The sequence below is a fragment of the Vagococcus penaei genome, from assembly GCF_001998885.1.
In the GTDB taxonomy this organism is placed as follows: Bacteria; Bacillota; Bacilli; order Lactobacillales; family Vagococcaceae; genus Vagococcus; species Vagococcus penaei.
This window is the reverse complement of the sequence record NZ_CP019609.1, coordinates 777827-801288: the sequence shown is the minus strand read 5'-3', so window position 1 is coordinate 801288 and position 23462 is coordinate 777827. Positions and strand designations below refer to the sequence as shown.

The 23462-nt window shown below is 35.5% G+C and carries 19 protein-coding genes and 1 pseudogene; 11 read left to right on the top strand and 9 right to left on the bottom strand.

Going from position 1 to position 23462, the window contains the following annotated elements; all coding sequences use genetic code 11:
- Positions 1 to 50 precede the first annotated feature (50 nt).
- From BW732_RS03740 to BW732_RS03730, 3 genes are all read left to right on the top strand, one after another.
- Complete coding sequence (locus tag BW732_RS03740) at positions 51 to 1238, top strand: FtsW/RodA/SpoVE family cell cycle protein (protein WP_077275533.1); 1188 nt, start codon at positions 51 to 53, stop codon at positions 1236 to 1238.
- A 157-nt stretch (positions 1239 to 1395) separates the two neighbouring features.
- A complete protein-coding gene (locus BW732_RS03735; protein WP_077275532.1) occupies positions 1396 to 2274 on the top strand; it encodes a WxLIP family cell surface protein in 879 nt (292 codons plus the stop codon).
- A gap of 70 nt (positions 2275 to 2344) precedes the next feature.
- Positions 2345 to 2920, top strand: coding sequence for a DUF3324 domain-containing protein (locus tag BW732_RS03730; protein ID WP_077275531.1), 576 nt, complete (start codon positions 2345 to 2347; stop codon positions 2918 to 2920).
- A gap of 56 nt (positions 2921 to 2976) precedes the next feature.
- Here BW732_RS03730 and BW732_RS03725 read toward each other — a convergent pair whose 3' ends face one another.
- From BW732_RS03725 to lexA, 6 genes are all read right to left on the bottom strand, one after another.
- A complete protein-coding gene (locus BW732_RS03725; protein ID WP_077275530.1) occupies positions 2977 to 4248 on the bottom strand; it encodes a hydroxymethylglutaryl-CoA reductase, degradative in 1272 nt (423 codons plus the stop codon).
- A 14-nt stretch (positions 4249 to 4262) separates the two neighbouring features.
- Positions 4263 to 5429, bottom strand: a complete 1167-nt coding sequence (locus BW732_RS03720) for a hydroxymethylglutaryl-CoA synthase (protein WP_077275529.1) — start codon at positions 5427 to 5429, stop codon at positions 4263 to 4265.
- Positions 5430 to 5581: 152 nt separating this feature from the next.
- The gene (locus BW732_RS03715) at positions 5582 to 6202 is read right to left on the bottom strand and encodes a 50S ribosomal protein L25/general stress protein Ctc (protein ID WP_077275528.1); all 621 of its coding nucleotides are present in this window, start codon (positions 6200 to 6202) and stop codon (positions 5582 to 5584) included.
- A gap of 353 nt (positions 6203 to 6555) precedes the next feature.
- Positions 6556 to 7590: a M42 family metallopeptidase gene (locus BW732_RS03710; RefSeq protein WP_077275527.1), complete on the bottom strand. Its 1035-nt coding sequence runs from the start codon at positions 7588 to 7590 to the stop codon at positions 6556 to 6558.
- A 66-nt stretch (positions 7591 to 7656) separates the two neighbouring features.
- The gene (locus BW732_RS11470) at positions 7657 to 7833 is read right to left on the bottom strand and encodes a hypothetical protein (protein WP_169834149.1); all 177 of its coding nucleotides are present in this window, start codon (positions 7831 to 7833) and stop codon (positions 7657 to 7659) included.
- Positions 7834 to 7921: 88 nt separating this feature from the next.
- Positions 7922 to 8539: a transcriptional repressor LexA gene (gene lexA, locus BW732_RS03705; protein WP_077275526.1), complete on the bottom strand. Its 618-nt coding sequence runs from the start codon at positions 8537 to 8539 to the stop codon at positions 7922 to 7924.
- Between the two features lie 170 nt (positions 8540 to 8709).
- Here lexA and BW732_RS03700 point away from each other — a divergent pair, with 170 nt between their 5' ends.
- From BW732_RS03700 to BW732_RS03690, 3 genes are all read left to right on the top strand, one after another.
- Entirely contained in the window at positions 8710 to 8952 is a 243-nt protein-coding gene (locus BW732_RS03700; RefSeq protein WP_077275525.1) for a DUF896 family protein, read from the top strand.
- 88 nt (positions 8953 to 9040) lie between these two features.
- Positions 9041 to 11035, top strand: a complete 1995-nt coding sequence (gene tkt, locus BW732_RS03695; RefSeq protein WP_077275524.1) for a transketolase — start codon at positions 9041 to 9043, stop codon at positions 11033 to 11035.
- A 149-nt stretch (positions 11036 to 11184) separates the two neighbouring features.
- Positions 11185 to 12402 (top strand): pyridoxal phosphate-dependent aminotransferase, encoded by a 1218-nt coding sequence (locus BW732_RS03690; protein WP_077275523.1) that lies wholly within the window; start codon positions 11185 to 11187, stop codon positions 12400 to 12402.
- Positions 12403 to 12490: 88 nt separating this feature from the next.
- Here the strand turns inward: BW732_RS03690 and BW732_RS03685 are convergent, their stop codons facing one another.
- Positions 12491 to 12673, bottom strand: coding sequence for a DUF2187 domain-containing protein (locus BW732_RS03685; protein ID WP_077275522.1), 183 nt, complete (start codon positions 12671 to 12673; stop codon positions 12491 to 12493).
- 226 nt (positions 12674 to 12899) lie between these two features.
- Between BW732_RS03685 and nagA the strand changes: the two genes are divergently transcribed.
- Both nagA and BW732_RS03675 read left to right on the top strand, forming a co-directional pair.
- The gene (gene nagA, locus BW732_RS03680) at positions 12900 to 14048 is read left to right on the top strand and encodes an N-acetylglucosamine-6-phosphate deacetylase (protein WP_077275521.1); all 1149 of its coding nucleotides are present in this window, start codon (positions 12900 to 12902) and stop codon (positions 14046 to 14048) included.
- 59 nt (positions 14049 to 14107) lie between these two features.
- A complete protein-coding gene (locus tag BW732_RS03675; RefSeq protein ID WP_077275520.1) occupies positions 14108 to 15199 on the top strand; it encodes a M24 family metallopeptidase in 1092 nt (363 codons plus the stop codon).
- A gap of 82 nt (positions 15200 to 15281) precedes the next feature.
- Here the strand turns inward: BW732_RS03675 and BW732_RS03670 are convergent, their stop codons facing one another.
- Positions 15282 to 16634, bottom strand: coding sequence for a S1C family serine protease (locus BW732_RS03670; RefSeq protein ID WP_077275519.1), 1353 nt, complete (start codon positions 16632 to 16634; stop codon positions 15282 to 15284).
- 321 nt (positions 16635 to 16955) lie between these two features.
- Here BW732_RS03670 and rlmH point away from each other — a divergent pair, with 321 nt between their 5' ends.
- The gene (gene rlmH / locus BW732_RS03665) at positions 16956 to 17435 is read left to right on the top strand and encodes a 23S rRNA (pseudouridine(1915)-N(3))-methyltransferase RlmH (protein WP_077275518.1); all 480 of its coding nucleotides are present in this window, start codon (positions 16956 to 16958) and stop codon (positions 17433 to 17435) included.
- 233 nt (positions 17436 to 17668) lie between these two features.
- Here the strand turns inward: rlmH and BW732_RS03660 are convergent.
- Positions 17669 to 18834, bottom strand: a protein-coding gene (locus BW732_RS03660) for an IS3 family transposase (protein ID WP_152023764.1) whose coding sequence is annotated in 2 segments (ribosomal slippage) — positions 17669 to 18555 and positions 18555 to 18834 — 1167 coding nt in all. Because the reading frame shifts where the segments join, the coding sequence is not laid out codon by codon here.
- 199 nt (positions 18835 to 19033) lie between these two features.
- On the opposite strand from BW732_RS03660, the pseudogene BW732_RS03655 reads away from it, so the two are divergent.
- Together BW732_RS03655 and BW732_RS03650 are read left to right on the top strand one after the other, a co-directional pair.
- Positions 19034 to 19983: pseudogene (locus BW732_RS03655) on the top strand (bacteriochlorophyll 4-vinyl reductase).
- A gap of 660 nt (positions 19984 to 20643) precedes the next feature.
- Entirely contained in the window at positions 20644 to 23454 is a 2811-nt protein-coding gene (locus tag BW732_RS03650; protein WP_077275517.1) for a WxL domain-containing protein, read from the top strand.
- The last annotated feature ends 8 nt before the right edge of the window (positions 23455 to 23462 follow it).

Below are 23462 nucleotides of genomic sequence, written 5' to 3'. Positions count from 1 at the left end.
CTGATGAAAGCATTCAGTAATAAAAGTTAAGAAGAAAAGAGAGAAGTCGATTGAGATCAGTAAAAAGTAGTATTGATAAACAAATTGATTACGGTGTCTTGTTACCTGTGTTTCTATTGTCGATTATCGGAATGGTATCTTATTATGTTGCACTTGTACATGATGATCGTGTTCAAAATGTGACACGCTTAATGATTCAACAAGGTATGTGGTATGTCCTCGGTGGTGTGGTTATTTTTGTGATTATGCAGTTTAGTCCAAAGATGATTTGGCGTCTAACACCAATTGGTTATGGAGTAGGATTAGCTGTGATGACAGCTCTCCTCTTTTTCTATGACACAGTTTTAGCCGATCGGACGGGATCAAAAAACTGGTTTCGTTTCGGGTCATTGACCTTTCAACCAGCAGAATTGATGAAAATAGCCTTTATTCTGATGTTGGCTTATATTGTAACTAGGCATAATGTCACGTATCAAAAACGCACAGAAAAAAGTGATTGGTTACTTATTGGAAAAATGATTCTAGCAACGATTCCAGTTGCGTTATTGCTAAAATTACAGGATGACTTTGGAACGATGCTTGTCTTTATTGCTATTTTAGGTGGTATGGTGATTATGTCAGGTATTTCTTGGAAAATCATTGTTCCGATTGTCGGTACTTTTTTTGTTTTAGGTGTAGGCGTCTTATTTTTAGTTACAACAGATGGCGGTCGTGAATTTTTATATAGTGTTGGTTTTAAAAGCTACCAATTTGCGCGAATTGATTCATGGATTGATCCGTTTCATGATCCCACTGGGAATTCTTATCAGCAAGCACAAGCATTGAAAGCGATTGGTTCTGGTGGGATATTTGGTAAAGGATTTAATCAAACTGAAATATTTGTTCCAGTACGTGAATCTGATATGATTTTTTCAGTCATTGCCGAAAATTTTGGTTTCATTGGTAGTTTGTTTCTCATTATTTTGTATTTTATTTTAATCTATCGCATGATTCGGATGTGTTTTGATACAAATAACGAATTTTTTACTTATATTGCGACTGGAATTATTATGATGATTTTATTTCATGTTTTTGAAAACATCGGAATGAATATTGGCTTACTTCCACTGACGGGGATTCCGTTACCTTTTGTCAGTCAAGGTGGCTCCGCTATTTTAAGTAATATGATTGGTGTCGGTTTAATTATGCTGATGCGTTATCAATATAGTTCGGGTAAAGATCTTCAATCCATGAATTAAGTCGGTAAGTGTAGTAACAGCAGTTGCTTGTGTGCGTTCATACATAAGTAGCTGCTTCTTTATTATTAGTAATAAATTATAGCAATACGCCAGTGGTATGGCTTAATATACTCTTAGAATAAGTCGATAACCTAGTTGAGAGGTGATTACAGACAAGATGGACAGTAAAAAAAATGTGATACGTGGTTTGTTTTTTGCGGTAATTGGGATTTTCATCATTAGCTTCAATGGACAGAAAATTTATGCGGCTGATACTTTAGCCGTGGCGGTCAACGCTATTTTACCAGAAAATCAGCGCAATAAAGAGGTAACCTATTATGATTTACAAGTAACACCTGAACAAAAACAAGAGCTTGAGTTCGAGTTAATTAATAGCTCAAAAAAAAGCCAAACGGTCCAGTTACAAATTAATAACGCAACAACGAATGACTTAGGGAACATTGATTACTCAGATCGTACACAAAATTTAGCACGTGATACGTCACTAAAAATTGCTTTGACAGATATTGCAGAAATTCCAAATGAAGTTGTCGTGCCAGCAAATAGTCAGCAAATTGTTAAGATTAAGCTAACGATTCCTAAAGAACCCTTTGAAGGTGAAATTTTAGGTGGTATAAGAGTCACAACGCTTGATGAGGATACTGAAGGGGACGCTAGTGCTCAAATGACTATCAAAAATAAAGTTGCCTATACAATTGGTCTTTCATTAACTGAATCCGATGAACCAGTCAAAGTGGCATTAGATTTAATTGATGTTAAGCCGGTTATAGGACAAGGAATTCAAGCCACTATTCAGAATAGTCAGCCACTTGTCATTGACGGTATAACCTATCATGCCAAAGTCACTAAAAAGGGCCAACAACGTATCATTTATCAAACAACAGTTGAAAATTATCGTTTTGCACCAAATTCAACTGTAAATCTCTTAATAGATGGTAATCAAGAGTCGCTACAAGCTGGAATTTATGATTTAACAATTAAAGCAACAACTAAAAAGCCAGAAGGCACTTGGACGATGAAAAAAGAATTCACCTGAAGGTGAAATTTTAGGTGGTATAAGAGTCACAACGCTTGATGAGGATACTGAAGGGGACGCTAGTGCTCAAATGACTATCAAAAATAAAGTTGCCTATACAATTGGTCTTTCATTAACTGAATCCGATGAACCAGTCAAAGTGGCATTAGATTTAATTGATGTTAAGCCGGTTATAGGACAAGGAATTCAAGCCACTATTCAGAATAGTCAGCCACTTGTCATTGACGGTATAACCTATCATGCCAAAGTCACTAAAAAGGGCCAACAACGTATCATTTATCAAACAACAGTTGAAAATTATCGTTTTGCACCAAATTCAACTGTAAATCTCTTAATAGATGGTAATCAAGAGTCGCTACAAGCTGGAATTTATGATTTAACAATTAAAGCAACAACTAAAAAGCCAGAAGGCACTTGGACGATGAAAAAAGAATTCACCATTTCTAATGCTGTGGCACAGGAGATGGATGATGCGAATCAAGATAGCCATCATCATGATGCTTTACGTTATACCTTGATTGGTTGTCTGATTCTTTTAATTGGAACGGGAATTGTGGTAAGTATTAGTTATCGTCAACAGCATTTACAAAAAACAAAACGCAAAAAAAGGAAGAAAAAAATCAATCGATTAAAAAATAAGATATAAATCGTGTGAATAAAAAAATGCTCTGCCTGAAAAAAACAGGACAGAGCATTTTTTTATTAGCGTCTAAGTTCCGCTAAAATTTTGGTTGCAATCATCGTATTCATTTGTGACTCTTGGCGTAAGGCAGTTGCGACTTGTTCAATTTCTGGACCAGTTGCTCCAACTTGGATAGCAAGGGAACTAGCGTGTAGTGCCATATGTCCTTTTTGAATACCTTCACTGACGAGTGCTTTTAATGCAGCAAAATTTTGAGCTAGTCCAACTGCAACAACAATTTGCGCGAGTTCTAAGGCTGTTGGATTTCCTAGTAAATCTAAATTTGCTTTAGCAAGTGGTAAGACAGAAATAGCGCCACCAACCGTCCCGATAGATAAAGGTAAAGTCAGGGTACCGACTAATTGATTGTCTTGAATTTTCCAATCAGATAATCCTTCATAACGTCCATTTCGGGCAGCATAGGCGTGGATACCTGCTTCAACAGCACGTGGGTCATTGCCAGTTGCGATTATGACTGAATCAACTCCGTTCATAATACCTTTATTATGCGTAGCTGCTCGGTAAGGATCAAGTTTAGCATACTGACTAGCAGCTACAATTTTTTGCGCCAAATCCTTTTGGGCAACTGCTGATTTATTCGGTATTAAGTCAATATCAATCGCACAGTTTGCTGTGACCAAAGATTGGGTAGTGTAATTACTTAGAATAGACATCAGAACTGTGCCCGAAGTTAAGTCAGCAACTAAAGGTGTGACACCCTCTAGAATAGTATTAACAATGTTTGCTCCCATTGCGTCTTTCGTGTCAACAGTTAAGTACACGGTTAGATAGTCAGTCGCTGTGACATGATCTGAAAAAAAACGGACATCTAATGTTTTCAAACCACCACCTCGTTTAACAATTGACGGGTGACAGTCTTGTGCTAATTGTTGAATCTCTGAAAAGTGTTTGAGCAAATGCGCTTTAGCGTCTTCTAAATGTGAAACATCTGTTAAGATGATTTGTCCAGTCATTAAGCTCTCTTCACAACTTGTTGTAAAGCCGTCTGGTTGAAAAATTTTGGCTGCATTACTGCAAGCTGCTATAACAGAAGGTTCCTCAACTACCATAGGAATCGTGTAGGCTTGTTGGTTAACGATAAAATTACGTGCAACACCTAACGGTAACGGAAATTGACTGACTTGATTTTCAATTAACGAATTAGCAACAGCATCGTCTAGTAGGGACTGTGTAAGATATTGTTGATAACTTTCAGTCGTAAGATTATCTTTTAATTGTTCAAGTCGTTCTTCACGCGATAATTGGTAAAATTTTGTGGGTTTTTGTGACACTCGTTTGACACTCCTTAATCACGTATTGTATAAAGTCTTTGATGATCTTTAATTTCAGATAAATAGATGGCTGCATTATCGTATTCTTGTGTAAAGTGATAATGTCCATCGTCTTTTGGTAACTCTTCTTTAAAAATTGTTTCATATTGGTCAACAGTTAAGCTAATGCGTTGATCAAGTAATTCAGCATGCTCTGCTTGCGCTAAATGATCGGCAAAACCTTCGACTAATTGACCAGAAAACATTTCGCCAACGGCACCAGATCCGTAGCTGAAGAAGACTAATCTATCGCCAGCAATCAATGTCGTTGCATGTTCTAAGAGTGAAATCAAACTTAGATACAGTGATCCAGTATAGATATTACCAATATTTCGTGAATAGGTTGTACTCAATTCATAATTGCTTAATAGAGCTTCTTTCAAATCATCATCAACTGTATCGAGTAAAGGCAATAAAGCTTTTTTCCCCATTTTTGTATAAGGTAGGTGGAAACAGAAAGCATCTACTTCTTCAATTGTTAAACTATTGCGAGATGAAAATTCAGTCCATAAAGTTGTGAAAAAGTTGATATAGGCTTCATTAGAAAACTGCCCATCAACAAAAGCCACATCTGAATAATTGGGGCGCCAAAAATCAAAAATATTTTTGGTTAATGAAACAGAAGGTAAATCGAACTCTAAAATACGCGGCGCATCACTAATCAACATAGCAACAGCACCAGCACCTTGTGTCACTTCACCAGAAGAGCTTAAGCCATACTTAGAAATATCTGAACCAATAACTAAAGCTTTACGACCAGGATGGGTTAAGACGTAATCAATTGCAGTCATAAGACCAGCCGTTGCGCCATAACAAGCTTGTTTAATTTCGAATGCTTTAGCAAAAGGCTGGATGCCTAATAAGTCATGTACAAAAGCTGCACAAGATTTTGATTGATCAACGCCGGTTTCCGTTCCCACGATAATCAAATCAATCGTAGCTCTATCGTCATCAGTTAAGATGGGTAAGGCGGCATTAGCAGCCATCGATACGGTATCTTGAGTAATCGTTGGCACAGACATTTTTGATTGTCCAATCCCAATAGTAAATTTCTTTGGATCAACTCCACGATGACTTGCCAAAGTTTCTAAGTCGATATATGTATTCGGTGTAAAAAAATTAATTTTATCAATTCCAACCAAATGGCTCACTCCTATAATAAATAATTAATAACTTCAATCGTTATTCTACCACAAAGGATGAAAACGGTCTGATAATTCGGAATAAATTTAACAATACTTTAAAATAAAAAAACCTCTTTAAATTAATAAAGAGGTTTAACACAATTGTTCTATTATTCTTCTGGTTTAGAATTGATAACTTCAGGTTCAGCAACAACTGAATCAGTTGCGTCATCATCTTCAGGTCTATTTGGCTCAACAACTGCACAAATTTGTTCTTCAGCATCTGTTAAAATTTCAAACTCAGGATGTTCAGGAATATCTTTAACAGTTAATGAGTCACCGATAGCTAAGTTTGTTACATCAATTTCAACACGTTCTGGTAATTTATCAGGTGTTGCAGAAACAACAACTGAATAAAGTGTTTGTTCTAAAATACCACCAGATTTAACGCCTTGAGGAGTTCCAACTAAGGATACATCAGCCTCAACTTCTTGTTTTTCATTCATATCAACAGCAAGGAATTCAGCGTGAATCCATGCTTTAGTGAATGTATCTAATTCATAAGTGTGTAGTAGGGTACTAATTTTCTTACCGTCTAAATCTAAAGTATAAACAGCGTTTAACCCATTTTCACGAATGGCTTTGTCTAAAGCCTTAGCATCACAGGAAATTGAAAGGTGTTCAATACCATTTCCATTTACTGCGGCAGGTACGCGGCCTGTTGCTCTCAATTGTTTGCGTAAAGATCTTGGGCGAGTGTTTCTTTCTTCTACTTTTAATACTACTGACATAAATAATCTTCCTCCTTCAGAATAAAATCTTAATTCAGTTCGTTATTTATTTCATTGTAGTCTAAATCGTTAGAATCAGTTCACGATTAGCTTACGATCCAAAAGATGATGTCGGCATCTCCTAGAAATACGAACCATAAACATATAATAATAAGCGATTTTAACTGAAAGTCATTTCAATTAAAGCATGTAGAATTTGTAACTTAAGCAATCTACACATCGCTTGCTTATCATGGCTTTCACCACACTATATTATAAGCTTATGTATTAACCATACGCCCAATTTAGAAAAAGGTCAAGCGAAGTGATTTTATTTATGTAAAAGAGAAATCGAAATAGTTACAGTTAGTAAATTACACTAAGTGACTGAAAAGGTAAGAACTGACTAAATTCTCAGTAGCAATAATTGAGTCATTGTGGGTGCGTTCAAAGGCATGGCTCGCATCAATTCCGGCACCAATTAACCCATGCTTAACGTCAGCTCCAGCACGCATCGCTGCTGAAGCATCACTTCCATAATATGGATAAATATCTAATTGATAAGGAATACTATCAGTCTCACAAAGTTGTACAAAATGATTGCGTAAAGCTAGATGATAAGGGCCGCTCGCATCTTTCACGCAAATAGATACCGAATATTCATCAGTTTGTTGATCATCACCCATTGCTCCCATGTCAACAGCTAGGTACTCAACCACTCGAGAATCAATATTAGAATTGCCACCGTAACCAATTTCTTCATTATTTGAAAAAAGAAAATGTGTAGTATAAGGTAGAATCTCTCCATTTTCTTTGAGTCTAATTAAAAAGTTAATTAAAATTGCCACACTAACTTTATCATCTAAGTGGCGTGATTTGATATAACCGTTGGGTGTAATCGTTGTACGAGAGTCAAAACTGATAAAATCACCGACTTGAATACCTAGTTGTTTGGTCTCATCACTATTAGTCACTTTTTCATCCAGTCTAATTTCCATGTTGGCTTGATTACGTTCAGCTGATCCTGCATCTTTATAGACGTGGACGCTTGTCTGATGCATTAAAATTGTTCCGGATATTTCTCCATGATGTTGTGTATGAATAGTACAATACTCACCCTCGATAGAATTAAAATTAAAGCCACCGATTAAGTCGATTTTTAGTCGGCCATCGGGTTTAATTGAGCGCACCATTGCACCAAGAGTATCAACATGAGCTGTTACAAACCGATGCTGTGACTGATTTTTACCAGCGACTGTGACAATTAAGCTACCTTTACGATTGATAGTTGATGTATAGCCATAATCATTTAATAACTGTTCGATTGTTTTAATAATGTTATCTGTGTCACCGGTTGGTGAGGGAATTAAAGTTAATTTTTTGACTAAGTCGATTGTAGGTTGTGACATAAAAAAACTCCTTTATGAATAGTTTATTAAAATTAGATTAAGTCACAACTGTCACAAAAGCAAGTTTTATCTTAATTTATGTTCTTTATATTTATAGTCGTAACTTTTTTCGTCCCAAACCATTAGCCAAATAAATAGAAGAGGTGTCAAGACAAGTAATGAAATTTTCCAACCTAGAGTCCCAAGCAACATTCCAATAATCAATACAACTAACAACAAAGCAGATCTTCTAATCATTAGCATTAGTTTTTCCTCCAAATTAAATGTTAAATTTATTATACGAACTTATGTTCGTTTTGTAAAGAAAAAATATAAAGCATATGATTATGCTTTATATTTTATTACGATATAGACCAACAACTTTTCCTAAAATAGTAATGTTGTCTAGAATAATTGGCTCCATCGTATCATTTTCAGGTTGTAATTTAATTACGCTGTCTTCTTTATAAAATCTTTTACACGTTGCTTCATTTTCATCAGTCATCGCAATGATAATTTCACCATTATTAGCAGTACTTTGCTTCCGAACAATGACGTGGTCGCCATCGAAAATTCCAGCATTAATCATACTTTCACCACGAATAGTCAACATAAATAAGGAATTTTCTTCATATTTTAGGTCAGGTGGGATAGGAAAGAAATCTGATGCTTCTTCAACAGCTAAAATAGGCTCTCCAGCTGTGACGACACCTAACATTGGGATTGAAGACGGCTGAACACCAATAAATGACAAACCATCTGGTGTCAACTCAATCGCACGAGGCTTAGTTGGGTCTCTAAAAATCAAGCCTTTTTTCTCAAGGCGAGACAAGTGCCCATGAACCGTTGATGTTGATGATAAATCAACTGCTTCACCAATTTCTCGAACAGTCGGTGGATACCCACGTTCCGTTACTTGTGTGTAGATGTAGCGTAAAATATCTTCTTGACGAGTTGATTGTCGTTTCATTATATTAAACCCTCAATTTCCTGTTTTTTTGAGTGTATCATATTCGATTCAGTTTATCAAACGTTTGTTCGCATAAATTAAAATAAACGGTCCTGTTAATTGTAATTTTTTAAGCGATAAGCTAAGATAATAATGAAACTTAAATATAGATATCAAGGAGGATTAGTTGGATGCTATCTAAAGATAAAATGGCGCGAATTAATGAGCTAGCTCGTAAAGCTAAAACCGAAGAAGGATTGACGATTGCAGAACAATCAGAACAAAAAGTATTACGTGAAGAGTATCTACATCAATTTAGAAAAGGCATGCGTCATCATATTGAAGGTATGAAAGTCGTTGATGAAGAAGGCACAGATGTAACTCCTGAAAAATTAAAAACGATTCAGAAAGATAAAGGAATCCATGGACGATAAAATTTAGTGAAAAGCCTTGCAAATTCTTGTAATAAAAGTTAAAATGCTAATAAAGGTAAAAAAAACCTAAAAACCAGGAGGCTATTATATGTTTGACAAAATTGATCAACTTGGTGTTAATACAATTCGGACTCTAAGTTTAGACATGATTCAAAAAGCGAATTCAGGACACCCAGGTTTACCATTAGGAGCAGCTCCGATGGCATACGCTTTGTGGACAAAACATTTAAAGGTAAATCCATCAACTGATCGAGATTGGATTGACCGCGACCGTTTTGTGTTATCAGCAGGTCATGGATCGGCAATGTTATACAGCTTGTTACATTTATCAGGTTATAACTTACCATTATCAGAATTAAAACAATTCCGTCAATGGGATAGTTTAACACCAGGACATCCTGAGGTACATCATACAGCAGGTGTTGAGGCGACGACTGGTCCTTTAGGTCAAGGAATCGCAATGAGTGTTGGTTTTGCTATGGCAGAAGCACACTTAGCTGCGACATATAATCGTGATAAATTCAATCTAATTGATCACTACACATATGCTTTATGTGGTGATGGTGATTTAATGGAAGGTGTCTCACAAGAAGCAATCAGTTTAGCAGGACACTTAAAATTAAGTAAATTAATTGTTTTATACGATTCAAATGATATTTCATTAGATGGTCCATTAGATAAATCATTTAGTGAAGATGTTAAAGGTCGTTTTGAAGCATCAGGCTGGTCACATATTTTAGTTAAAGATGGCAATGATTTAGAAGCGATTTCTCAAGCAATTGAGGCTGCTAAAGCGGACACTGACAAACCAACAATTATTGAAGTAAAAACAGTTATTGGTTTTGGTGCGACAAATGCTGGAACAAATAAAGTTCATGGTGCCCCATTAGGAGCTGAAGGTGTTACTTTAGCAAAAGAAGCTTATGGATGGGAATATCCAGAGTTTACTGTACCTGAAGAAGTAGCAACGCGATTTAATGAAGAAATGGTGATTAAAGGTCAAACTGCAGAAGCAGAATGGCAAACATTATTTGCTGACTATGAAAAAGAATACCCAACTTTAGCGAAACAGTTAAAAGATGCCTTCTCGGGTGAAATGACTCTTGATTTAGATCAAGTGTTACCAACATATGAAGTCGGTGATAGTGCAGCCAGTCGTGTGACCAGTAAAGAAGCCATTCAAGCATTAACAGGCGCGGTACCATTTGTTTGGGGTGGTTCTGCTGACTTATCTTCTTCAAATAATACAATGATTGCAATGGATAAAGATTTTGAACCAGGTCAATACGAAGGGCGTAATATTTGGTTTGGTGTTCGTGAATTTGGTATGGCAGCAGCCATGAATGGTATTGCTTTACATGGTGGTACTAAAGTATATGGAGCTACATTCTTTGTCTTTGTAGATTATATTAAAGCTGCTGTACGTTTAGCAGCTATCCAAAAAGTACCTGTAACATACGTTCTAACTCATGACTCAATTGCCGTTGGGGAAGATGGTCCAACTCATGAGCCAATTGAACAATTATCAAGTTTACGTGGGTTACCAAACTTAAACGTTATTCGCCCAGCGGATGGGAATGAAGTATCTGCTGCTTGGAAACTTGCCGCATCATCAACTGAAACACCAACTGTTTTAGCGTTATCTCGTCAAAACTTACCAGTTCTTGAAGGGACAAAAGAATTGGCTAAAACACAGTTAGAAAAAGGTGCTTACGTGTTATCTCCACAAGAAGGTGACATGCCAGAAGGAATTTTGATTGCGACAGGTTCTGAAGTCAATTTAGCGATGGAAGCCCAAAAAGCATTAAAAACTGAAGGAATTGATGTATCAGTCGTATCAATGCCATGTAGCCGCTTATTTGATTTACAAGATGCTAGTTATAAAGACACTGTCTTACCAAAAGCAGTGACTAAGCGTGTATCAATCGAGATGGGTGCAACATTTGGTTGGGAACGTTACGTTGGCTTAGACGGAAAAGTAATGGGTATTGACACATTTGGTGCAAGTGCGCCAGGTAATACTGTGATTGAAAAATATGGTTTCACAGTTGAAAATGTGGTTAATACATTTAAATCACTTTAAATAATTAGTAGTTCATTCTTTTTAACAGGTTACTATCCTTAAACGATAGTAACCTGTTTTTATGTGCATGATTCTTTTAAATTTTTCTTGCATTTTCCTTAAATTCGAGCTATTTTTAATGACATATAAAGCAGTATTGGGGGAAATTTATGAAATATTTTAATAAGTCAGCGAAATTAAATGATGTTAGCTATGACGTTCGCGGCCCAGTTTTAGAAGAAGCTGATCGCATGGAAGCACAGGGGATTCATGTTTTAAAATTAAACACTGGTAATCCAGCAGCGTTTGGTTTAAAAGCACCTAATGATGTTATTTATGATTTAATTGCCAATACACGGCAATCAGAAGGTTATTCTGAGTCAAAAGGTATTTTTTCTGCACGTAAGGCGATTCAACACTACTGTCAGTTAAAAGGATTACCAAATGTATCATTAGATGATATCTATACTGGAAATGGTGTCAGTGAGTTAATTACAATGTCTATGCAAGGTTTGATTGATAATGGAGATGAGATGCTCATTCCAATGCCAGATTATCCACTTTGGACAGCAGCTGTAACATTGGCTGGCGGTAAGGCTGTACATTATATTTGTGATGAGCAAGCTGAATGGTTTCCAGATGTTGCTGATATTCGACGAAAAATTACACCGCGAACAAAAGGGATTGTTTTAATTAATCCGAATAATCCCACGGGAGCATTGTACTCTAGAGACTTACTAGAAGAGATTATTCAAGTTGCTCGCGAACATGAATTAATTATTTTCTCTGATGAAATTTATGATCGTTTGGTAATGGATGGTTTAGAACACGTATCAATTGGTAGTTTGGCTCCAGATTTATGTGTGATAACATTTAATGGATTGTCAAAATCTCATCGTGTCGCTGGTTTTCGTTGTGGCTGGATGGTCTTAAGTGGCGAAAAGAAACATGTAAGTGGGTATATTGAGGGGTTAAATATGTTGGCCTCAATGCGCCTATGCTCGAATGTTCTATCACAGCAGATTATTCAAACAGCTCTTGGTGGTCCACAAGAAATTGATGAGTTATTGCTACCAGGTGGACGCATCTATGAGCAACGGGAATTCATCACGGATGCTTTAAATGCCATTCCTGGAATTAGTGCAGTGAAACCTAAAGCTGCTTTTTATATTTTTCCTAAAATTGATACCAAAAAATTTAATATTTCTAATGATGAACAATTTGTTCTTGATTTTTTACATCATCAGCACGTGCTAATGGTCCATGGTAAAGGATTTAATATGGCAACCCCTGACCATTTTCGACTGGTCTATCTTCCTGAAATTGATGATTTGAGACAGACCACAACTGGTTTAGCAAATTTTTTGACAAGTTATCAACAGAAATAAGTGTCCCCTAATTAAATTAGCTATAAACAAGCAAAACTCAACCTAATTAAGTTTAACTTAGTTAGGTTGAGTTTTTTTAAGTTTATAATTAAGCGGTTCTGGTGGATAGTTGACAAGCCTTTTTACTAATAACGATGCGGCTTAAGTATTTATCACGTAATTCTTCGTTGGGGTTAGCAACGCTAATTAAATAAGAATGATCATATTCTTTTTCGATATTTCCCTCAAACTCTTCATTTTGCCATTTAAAAAGTATTTTACTTTCAACCATAATTCATACACTCCTTGTACAAATTTAATTTATCATCTAATAAATTAGATGTGGTTGTATTATAACACATATTATATAAATGTGAAGCATTAATTGAATTTTTTAAACTTTGTAAACGATTGTAATGAAATAGTTTTTTTGTTAATTGTCTAGTCCAATTATTGACTATTGGTAAAGTTAGTGCTAATTTATAGATAGTTAAATCAATTGAGAGGAAGTTATTACAATGACAACCTATATTTATGCAGATAAGTTTTTTTTAGAATCAAGTAGCGTAGGACCAGGTTATTTAGAAATTAGTGATGGAATCTTTGGTCACTTTCAAAAAGAGCGTCCTACCGAAGCAGGAGAAATCATTGATTACACTGGACATTGGGTCGCACCTGGTTTAGTTGATACGCATATTCATGGCTATAAAAATCATGATGTAATGGATGCTGATCCAGAAGGTTTAAAAATTATGTCTGAGGCATTACTATCATGTGGTGTGACGTCATTTTTACCAACAACTTTGACTTCTAGTCGCGAACGCTTAACCAAAGTTGCACGTACAATCGGACAAGTAGCCCATGATGTACCAGGGGCTAAGATTCAAGGGATTTATTTCGAAGGACCATTTTTCACTGAAAAATATAAAGGTGCACAAAATCCTTCTTATTTTTCTGATCCTAGTTTAGAAATTTTTAATGAATGGCAAGAAGCGTCAGGTCATCTAATTAAAAAAATTGCTTTGGCGCCCGAGCGTGAAGGAACAGCTGAATTTGTTAATACAATTACAGACCAAGGTGTTGTTGTGGCATTAGGTCATAGCGATGGTACACTTGAAGAAGCTCGTCACATAGTTGAATCTGGTGCAAGTGTTTTTGTGCATACATTTAATGGTATGCGCGGCTTGAACCACCGCGAACCAGGAATGGTCGGAGCAGCGATGACTTTGGATCATGTCTTTTGTGAGTTAATTTGTGATGGACATCATGTGCATCCAGAAGCTGCTGAAATTTTAATCGATGCGAAGGGTCATGACCATATCGCCTTAATTACTGATTGTATGATGGCGGGAGGTATGCCAGATGGCGAGTATATGTTAGGCGAGTTTCCAGTGACGGTTAAAGAAGGGACAGCCCGTTTAGAAGCCGGTAATTTAGCCGGTAGTATTTTAAAATTGAAAGAAGCAATTAAACATGTTGTGGAATGGGGCTTAGCAACTCCAGAACAAGCGATAATGATGGGATCCCTGATACCGGCTATTAGTTGCCAAATTGATGATGTCTGCGGTAGTATCAAACAAGGTCGAGCAGCAGATTTTATTGTTTTATCAAAAGATATGGATTTAAAGGCAACTTACCTAGACGGCATTTGCCGTTATGACGTATAATAGGACTATCAAATGCAGGGGCAATTTGTCACTGCATTTTTAAATTAGGAGGAGATTGGATGAATCAAGAGAAATTGAACCGAGTACTACAAGAAATGAGACATCGTCATATGCCTCAACTACTAATTTCAGATCCAGCGACGATTTTTTATTTAACTGGTGTGTGGACGGAAGCTGGCGAACGTCTATTAACCTTAGTTTTAAAAGAGGATGGGAAACACGTGGCTGTCATTAATAAGTTGTTTCCATTGACGGAAGCACAATTAGGCATGCCAGTCGTCACAGTTGATGACACAGATGAAGGCTTTGGTATGGGAGTCTTAGTTAACCAATTGGATACAGAAAAACCAATTGCTGTGGATAAAAATTGGGCAGCCCACTTTTTACTTGACCTCATGAAACGCGTTGATAAACCGGTCGATCACTTTGCAATTAGCTCAACGATTACTGATGACTTGCGCGCGATTAAATCAGCTGAGGAAATTGCTAAAATGGCGGCAGCATCAAAAGACAACGACCAAGCCATTGCTGCTTTAGCGGCTTTAATTCCTGATAAATTAACGGAATTAGAGATGGGCCATCGTCTATTAGATATTTATAAAAGTATGGGGAATTCAGGCTTCTCATTTGATCCAATTGTAGCGTATGGTGCCAATGGGGCAGATCCACATCACATGAATGATGATTCAATCGTCCGAGCAGGTGACAGCATCATTTTAGATATTGGTGGCGTGAAAGATGGTTATTGTTCAGATATGACTCGGACTTTCTTTTATCAAACTGTATCCGATAAAAGTCGTGATGTCTATGAAACAGTTTTAGAAGCTAATCTGCGTGCGATTGCGGCAGTGAAACCTGGCGTTAAATTCAGCGAGATAGATGCGGCTGCACGTGACTATATTACTGAAAAGGGCTACGGTGATTACTTCACACATCGTACTGGTCACTTTATTGGAATAGAGTGTCATGAGGCCGGTGATGTATCTGCGGCTAATCATACAACCGTTAAACCTGGCATGATTTTTTCAATTGAACCGGGTATTTATTTACCAGGTGAAGTTGGTGTACGAATTGAAGATTTGGTTGTTGCAACTGAAGATGGTTGTAACGTACTAAATGCTTATCCAAAAGAGTTGACGATTCTAGGTTAAGAATGTCATGATTGTAATAAGAGAAAAAGCCCCTCACACACTGCTTGTGTATGAGGGGCTTTCTTACTTTCTAAAAATTTAACTAGTTTCGGCTATTTGATGAATTTTGGGATTCAGCCGCTTGTTTTTCTAAGTTACTAGAGTCTTGGTCTAATTTAACGGTTGTCGTTTCTTTTTTACCATTGTAGTAGTAGGTTAGCTTCATAGAATCTCCAATATTTTTACTGTATAGCTTAGCTTGTAGTTCAGAACGATTGTCCAGATCTTGACCATCAACTTGTGTGATGACAGCAAACTTCTTCAAACCAGCTTTAGCAGCAGGTGAGCCGTCTACAACAGAACCAACTACCACGCCACCATTAATATCTTTATCGGTTAATTTTAAAACAGATTCTCGTTCTTCTGCACTTACATAGCCTAAATCAACCATCGTAATGCCAAGCATTGGACGAATGACTTTGCCATCTTTTTCAAGTTGATTTATAATTGCAACCACATCATTACTAGGAATTGCAAAGCCCATTCCTTCAGCAGATACACCAGTTGCGGCTTGCGCTATTTTACTTGAATTAATACCGATAACTTGACCAGATAAATTCACTAGCGGACCACCAGAATTACCTGGGTTAATTGCGGCATCAGTTTGGATGGCGTTAATGTTAATTGGTTGCCCATCTTCTGTTTTATTCATAATCATTCTATCTTTCGCAGACACAATTCCTTGTGACACCGAATTTGCAAATGTTGAGCCAAGTGGCGAGCCCATTGCTAAGGCAGGTTCGCCAACCTTGACATCATTAGAATTCGCAAATTCAGCAACAGATTTAACTTCTTTTGATGATATCTCAAGAACTGCTAAGTCACTATAAGCATCTGTTCCGACGATTTTTGCAGATACTTTTTCACCACTATTCAATAAAACTTCTACAGCATCAGCACCAGCGACTACGTGGTTATTTGTGACGACAAACGCTTTATTACCATCTTTACGGTAAATTACGCCACTTCCTTCGCCAGCTTCTGCTAATTCGCCATTTGCATTGTCATCTTCGCCAGCTGCTTGACCAAAAAATTGTTCCAAGTCAGACATTCGATTATTTTTCTTTTGTAAAGTAGTAATAGATACGACAGAATTTTCCATTTTTTCCACGGCTTTAGTCACATCTGTGCTAATATTAGATTTGACATTTGTCACCTGGGTTTTATCAGAATTACTTTGTTTTAACTGATTTGATTGCTCGATTGTCGCTGTATTTGTTGAAGTATTATTAGTCGTTTGGTCGTAAGCTACTGCTCCACCGACGACTAAAGCTCCGCCGAGTACCCCACCAGCTAACGATACACCAAATCTTTTTAACATACTTGGCTTTTTATTATTAATATTTGAAGACCGTTTATTTGAATCATTATTTTTAGGTGTTACATCTTTTCTCATGTGAATGCGGTGAAAATCACCTTGCCCCCTTCTTTATCTAGTTATTTATTTTTAATATGTTCATTACTGACACTTACTAGTATAAGCCTTATATTTGAAAAAAGCATGAAAAAACAACATTATTTAACAACAAAACGAATGAAAAATGATGAATTTTTTATAAAAAAATAATGAATAACAACTAGTTTTGTACAATAGTTATCCACAGAGATGTTAACAAGTAGTGGATATCTTTAAAATAAACACTTAATACTGTGTGTAAGTCTGTGGATAGTTGTGTATAACTTTATAAAATTTGTCAATGAAAATGAGGAGATTATCATGAAAATAAAAATTATTACTGTTGGAAAATTAAAAGAAAAATATTTGAAACAAGGTATCGCTGAGTATACTAAACGTCTAGGGAAATATTGTAAATTAGAGATGATTGAAGTAGCTGATGAAAAAGCTCCGGAGGCCTTAAGTGATGCGGAAATGATGCAAGTCAAACAAAAAGAAGGAGAGCGAATTCTAGCCAAAATAGGTGATGTTGATTATGTTTATGCTTTAGCCATCCAAGGTAAAGAAATCACCTCTGAAAGCTTTGCAGAAAGTATTGAAAAAATGAGTGTCCAAGGTAAGAGTACCTTCACCTTTATTATCGGAGGGTCTTTAGGTCTCTCTGATGATGTTTTAGCTCGTAGTAACACACAAATATCCTTTGGGCGCTTGACTTATCCACATCAGTTAATGCGTCTAATTTTAGTTGAGCAGATTTATCGGTGTTTTCGGATTATTAAAGGCGAACCGTATCATAAATGATGAGGTTTATTTTTACACTGCATATTTATGTAAAATCAAGTTAGCCATTTTAAAAATTCATTCTAAAAGTTACGTATAATTTAAATAATTAAAACAAAAATAAAAATGTGGAATGGCAACACTTTTTTTGACAAATATTATAAGGTGTCAAAACATTGGTACTGTTATCCGATTACCCTTGACCATGAGCCTCTCAAACTGTGACTCTTTCGCGGTGTGTTGACTTATAAAAATCAACCCGCTATCTCACACGTATCACAGTTTGACTCATCCTCAAGGGAAGCTATCGCTAATCTCTGAGCTCTGATACTAAGCGGAGTGACATAATTCAATGCTCCGTGTATTCTGAAATGATTCCACCAATGAACATAGTCATAAAGAGCCACAGATAATTCTTTTAGTGTCTCAAACTGATTGGGATAAACGAACTCTGCTTTAAAGGATTTATAAGTTGACTCGGCGACGGCATTATCCCAGGGATTTCCTTTTCTACTCAACGATCGCTTGATATTAAATGTATTTAGTATGGTATCAATCACTTGGTTATCAAATTCTTTTCCTCTATCAGTATGAAACAACTGAATGTTTGTTAAGGCGTACGGAATCGTATAAAATGCCTGTTTAACTAATTCGGCATCTTTTGATGCCCCACAACTAAATCCAATGATTTCTCGATTAAATAAATCAAGAATTAAACAGACATAGTGCCAACGATTGCCAACCTTGACATAAGTTAAATCGGTGACAACTTTTTCTAATGGCATAACGGAGTTAAAATGACGTTTTAATTGATTGGTTATTTTAGACTCATTCACATTAGAAGATACCACCTTAAAATAAGCTTTCGTATACACAGAAACGAGGTTTCTGTGTCGCATAATCCTTCTAATTTTTCTTCTACTGAGAATGATGCCTTCTAAACTAAGTGCTTTTTTTATTTTACGAGCGCCATAAGCTTTTTTATTTTGGCGAAAAATCATTTCCACAATTTCTTCTAGTTCACTTTCTAGTAATGGCTTCTTTTCCTGATAATAGTAAGTTTGTCTTGATATTTTAAGGACTCGGCACATCGCTGATATAGAATATTTATGTTTGTTGGCTTTAATTACTTGCCTTTTCGTCCGAATATCAGCGCCGCTTGCTTTAAAATATCATTTTCCATTTCAAGCATTTTAAGTTCTTTTCTGAGTTTGATTAATTCCTTTTGTTCAGGTGTTAAATTATCTTTTTCTTTGAATGAACCTGTGGTTGTTCCTTGTTTTACCCACCTATCAAAAGTTGAAGGAGTTAACTCATAGTCACGAATAATATCTATTCTAGGTTTTCCTGATTGGTAAAGATCTACCATTTGTTGTTTAAATTCTTTGGTAAAAGTTCTTCTTGGTTTACGTTCTAACATGACATTTCCTCCAGTGTGTTTTCTTATTCTCATCACACCTTATTTTTTCTGTCTAGTCAAGTGTAGCCTATCCAATGGACTTTAATATGACGAAAAGTAATGGTAATAAAGAAAAGTTAAAACATAAAAAAGTTCATAAAAGCATATTTTTTATAGTGTAATGATAATTAAATTGAGTTAGGTATGGAGGAATGTTGTAATGAGCATAAATAGTGAAGATAATTTGGCTTTGAATGTTATTAATGAATCATTAAAATTACCATTTGTAAAAGTAAATAGAGATGAATTCCTGATTAAGGTGTTTGGAAATGATGTAGCTGATAAAACTAAATTAATAGAAGAGGGACCAACAGTATTTTTTACAAAGCAAGAGCTAGATAGAAAAGCTCAGAGTCGTATTAATTATTTAACATCTCAGTCGACAGTTGTGTCTTTTGCAACGGGATTACCAGGAGGTTTAGCTATGGCAGCAACAATTCCTGCTGATGTAGCTCAATTTTATGGATACTCCCTTAAGCTTGCTCAAGAAATTTCTTATATTTATGGGTATGAGAATTTTTGGACAGAACAAGGAGAACTAAATGATGATGCGAAAAATACACTCATTTTATTTTTGGGTGTAATGCTTGGAGTAACTTCAACCGGAGCAGTAGTTAGAGTATTATCTTCCAAATTATCTACACAGGCATTAAAGAAGATTCCTCAAAAAGCACTTACTAAACTTTTTATTATCCAGTAATAAAAAAAGTGTTGGCAGTATTTGGAACAAAATTAACCAAATCTACCTTTGCTAAAGGAGTTTCAAAAATAATACCTATTGTAGGAGGTGTTATTTCAGGAGGATTAAATTACGCTTCAATGAAACCTATGGCTAACCGATTAAAAAATGAGTTGAGTCAGTCAATTAATTATACAGAGTCAGACTTAGAGAAGGACTTAAAAGTGTTACAACAAGAGGATGTAATTGTTTATCCAGAAGATACAATTAAAACCGTAGAAGAATCTAGTAATGAAACTATGCTAAAGTCTAGTGAAGCTGATATTTATGAACAAATTGAAAAAGCCTATCAATTATTTGAAAAAAATATAATAACCGAAGAAGAATTTTTAGAGTTGAAAAAAAACTTACTGACAAAAATAATAGGTTAATTATTGATCTAAACGAATAGTCAAATATATATTATAACCATGAGTCCAAATACATTGATTGTCATTGGGCTTTTTTCTATGTTCCAAAATACATATTTTTGTACAGAAAAGTGTTGCCAATTCAAACTATCTAATTACGTGCATTGGTGAAATAATATTAGGTATCATAGTACTTTGGATTATTTTTCACTTGTAACATGCCAAGAAAAATAAGTACATTGATTGAATAACAATTAGTTTAAAATGACACTTAAAAAAATTGTCTAAATTTTAGTTTCCATTCCACATGGATAATAAAAAAATCAAGTTATATTTATTTTTTTTTACAGAAATAATTAAGCTAAAATAAACTTTTTTTTGCGTTTTATATCGATTTATTATTATAAAAAATCCGAATTTGTTCAGTTTTTATCAAAATAAAAACTAATATTTTAAAAATAACAGTTATATAATATGTTATCACATTAAAATGCTAGTGACATACTGTTAAGACTATGTTAGCATTAAACTGTTCACAAATAGTTCGTTTTAAAATAAACTGGAACGTTTTAAGGTGCGGTCCATGTTATTACTATTTAAAAATAGGTAAGAAAACTCTGTTTTTAAATAAGAAAAGTTAACTAGGTTAGGGGGATCAATTGTCGAAAGGGGAAATATCATGTGAATAAAAGTATAAAATTTTTATTAATTATTTTTTGCTTTATTATGTTTAAACCATCACCTGTGAATGGTGCAGAAAAATCAAAAGTGACTAATGTTCAGTTTGGAAATTCAATTATAGAGGCTAATGTGAACAAAGCGGATGTCTCTAATTGGACAGAATTTAAAAATGCTTTAGAAGACCCAAGTATAGAAAATATTTTTGTTAGTGAAAATTTACAAGCTACAAGTGTGGCAACAGTTAATGGCAACAAGACTATTGAATTTAACCATAAATCCATTAATATTTTGTCAAGATATATCACAATCAATGCACCGAACAAAGTAACAATTTCTAATATTTCTATAGGTGGTTCAACAAGTAATACTTATGTCTTTAATGGAACTGGAGAATTAATCTTTAAAAATGATGTGTCTAGTTCGGAAAAAAATCAAGCTAACATTGCAAATATGAGTGGTGGTAATTTGATTTTTGATGGAGTAACTATGACATTTGATAATCATTCCAATTATAACGTTGCAGTAGCGGCTAAAAATTTTACTATAACTAATGCCTCGACTATTACTTCAACGGCTGAAAAATTTTATGGTATTACGAATGCGCAAGACGATGGCGCAAAAATATTAATTGATAAAGGATCCAAAGTCGTGACAACTAGTTTAAAAAGTGCTACTGGAAATGGTAGAGGGCAAGTTTGGGATATCAGACGACGAGCAGATTTCTATATGGATGGTGAGGGCACGATGCTTTCAGTTACTGGAGATGGAAAACAACGAGCGGATAATGGCGGAATTTTTCTCGTGCAAGCTGATCATTCGACAATTAATGTACTGAATGGGGCGACATTAGATGTTCATTCATTACACACATCAGCTATTTTGTTACAAAGTCAAGGTGGTATTTTTAATGTTGATAACGATAGTGAAGTGAATGCTGTTCAAGATGGTGATAACAATTATACATTAGGTTCAACCATTCGCTTCAGAATCAGAGGTGGTATGACATTTAATGTCACCAATAAATCCAAAATAAACATTGAGAAAAAAAGTGGTAACGCGCCAGCAATTAGGATGTATGGTGGAGGTAATGCAATCAATATAAGTGGAGCTTCCGATTTCATGGTACATAATGTGGGAGATGGAGTTAACAGAGATGGTGGTGGAGATAACCGTAACCAAGGTATTTTATATACAACAGGTGCGGGTAACAGCTTCAAAGCTGTCGACGAAGATTCTAATATCAGTATTATTAGTGAGTCAGGTATTCCGTTTGATTCTAAAGGGACTGACTTGAACATCGATATTGGCCAAGGTAGTTACTTTGTCGCTCGTGGTAAAACAAGTTCAATAAACGCAGGTATTTTCAATTCCGGGAAATTGACATTCATGATGGATACCGTTAAATATTTTGATTTTAGAAATGGTAACAAGGGGAATATTTTTTCGTCAGCCAATACGTCAACGTTTGTCAGTAAGCAATCGGATCTTTCTGTATGGGAGAAAAATCGTGGATTTAATCAAAGTGCGTCAAAGAGTTGGAATAATGTTGATTTTGAATTAAATGGAACGAATTTAGCAAATCTTCAAAGTAGTACCTCACCAACAATGATTCAAAACTTTGATAAAATGACAAATTATTCGCGTATGAGTGCCAATAATCAGAGAGCAATTGTTGATGATATAAGGGTACCAACCGATGCAGATCAATCAGTCTTTGCACACGTATCAGTACCTGGAGGTAAGTACGATCCACCACAATCTTCTAATGATGGTGAAAATTCTGCTCAAATTGGTATTTATGCTCCTGATGGAAAATCACTTTATAAATTGAGTGGAACGACCAATACACTGTCAATTTATGGTGAACCTGAAGAACCTGGTTGGGTAAAAGTAACTTTGCCAGATGATAAATTTTTAGCAGAAAACCAAAAAGTTAAGGTTTTATCAGCCTGGCGAGGGACGGTTGATGATCCGCCGGAATTAATCACTCCATCATTACCTGAGGATATAAAAACTGATGAAGAAAAAGTTTATGCAGTTGTTCCACCTAAACCAGTTGTTCTTGAAACGAAAGACATCGATAGTTTATCCAAAGAAATTTTTGGAAACGGGACACCTGATACAACGGCTTATCTGTATCTAAATGATAACGATACAGGTATTAAAACCGAAGTATCGAGAGATGGGAAATTCAGACTGCCGTTACCAGATAAATTAGTGAAAGGTGATAAGGTTCAGATACTTCTACAAGATAAAAAAGGATTGGCTAAAAATGTTATTAATCCACCTTATACAAATAGCAAGATTGGAAATATCGAACCGATTAAAGAATTTTCCTATCATGATACAAAATTTTTACCTGGTACGAGTTTATATGTTATTGGCCAACTGACTTTAGCAGAAACACCACAGACATTTGATTTTGGTACACAAAAAATTTCAACTAGTCGCCAGACTTTTTGGCCAGAAATAAAAGGTAATCTTATTGTGACAGATACACGTGATAATTCAGAAGGTTGGCAAATAAAATTATCTGAAGAGACACCATTTATTCCTGAAGATAAGGATAAATCTAATCTAAATTCAATTTTGTATTATCAAGATGAGAAGCAAGAGAAACCTCTAAGCAAAGATGCGATTATTATTTATGAACAAGATGTTTCAGCAGATGGTAAATACGTCATTACCGATGGCTGGGGCAAAGAAAATAATAAAGGAATTAAAGCAGAGGTACCTGTAGAAAATCAATTGTTAGGATCGTATACATCGGTGTTGAATTGGTCTATGGAAATGGTGCCGAATAATAGCTAATTGAGTAG

What these genes read in the sequence shown, in the direction of transcription:
- BW732_RS03735 (WP_077275532.1), top strand. Translation starts at nt 1,396, where the DNA reads ATGGACAGTAAAAAAAATGTGATACGTGGTTTGTTTTTTGCGGTAATT.
- BW732_RS03730 (WP_077275531.1), top strand. Translation starts at nt 2,345, where the DNA reads ATGACTATCAAAAATAAAGTTGCCTATACAATTGGTCTTTCATTAACT.
- BW732_RS03715 (WP_077275528.1), bottom strand. Translation starts at nt 6,202, where the DNA reads ATGTCAGTAGTATTAAAAGTAGAAGAAAGAAACACTCGCCCAAGATCT.
- BW732_RS03710 (WP_077275527.1), bottom strand. Translation starts at nt 7,590, where the DNA reads ATGTCACAACCTACAATCGACTTAGTCAAAAAATTAACTTTAATTCCC.
- BW732_RS11470 (WP_169834149.1), bottom strand. Translation starts at nt 7,833, where the DNA reads ATGCTAATGATTAGAAGATCTGCTTTGTTGTTAGTTGTATTGATTATT.
- lexA (WP_077275526.1), bottom strand. Translation starts at nt 8,539, where the DNA reads ATGAAACGACAATCAACTCGTCAAGAAGATATTTTACGCTACATCTAC.
- BW732_RS03700 (WP_077275525.1), top strand. Translation starts at nt 8,710, where the DNA reads ATGCTATCTAAAGATAAAATGGCGCGAATTAATGAGCTAGCTCGTAAA.
- tkt (WP_077275524.1), top strand. Translation starts at nt 9,041, where the DNA reads ATGTTTGACAAAATTGATCAACTTGGTGTTAATACAATTCGGACTCTA.
- BW732_RS03690 (WP_077275523.1), top strand. Translation starts at nt 11,185, where the DNA reads ATGAAATATTTTAATAAGTCAGCGAAATTAAATGATGTTAGCTATGAC.
- BW732_RS03685 (WP_077275522.1), bottom strand. Translation starts at nt 12,673, where the DNA reads ATGGTTGAAAGTAAAATACTTTTTAAATGGCAAAATGAAGAGTTTGAG.
- nagA (WP_077275521.1), top strand. Translation starts at nt 12,900, where the DNA reads ATGACAACCTATATTTATGCAGATAAGTTTTTTTTAGAATCAAGTAGC.
- BW732_RS03675 (WP_077275520.1), top strand. Translation starts at nt 14,108, where the DNA reads ATGAATCAAGAGAAATTGAACCGAGTACTACAAGAAATGAGACATCGT.
- BW732_RS03670 (WP_077275519.1), bottom strand. Translation starts at nt 16,634, where the DNA reads ATGAGAAAAGATGTAACACCTAAAAATAATGATTCAAATAAACGGTCT.
- rlmH (WP_077275518.1), top strand. Translation starts at nt 16,956, where the DNA reads ATGAAAATAAAAATTATTACTGTTGGAAAATTAAAAGAAAAATATTTG.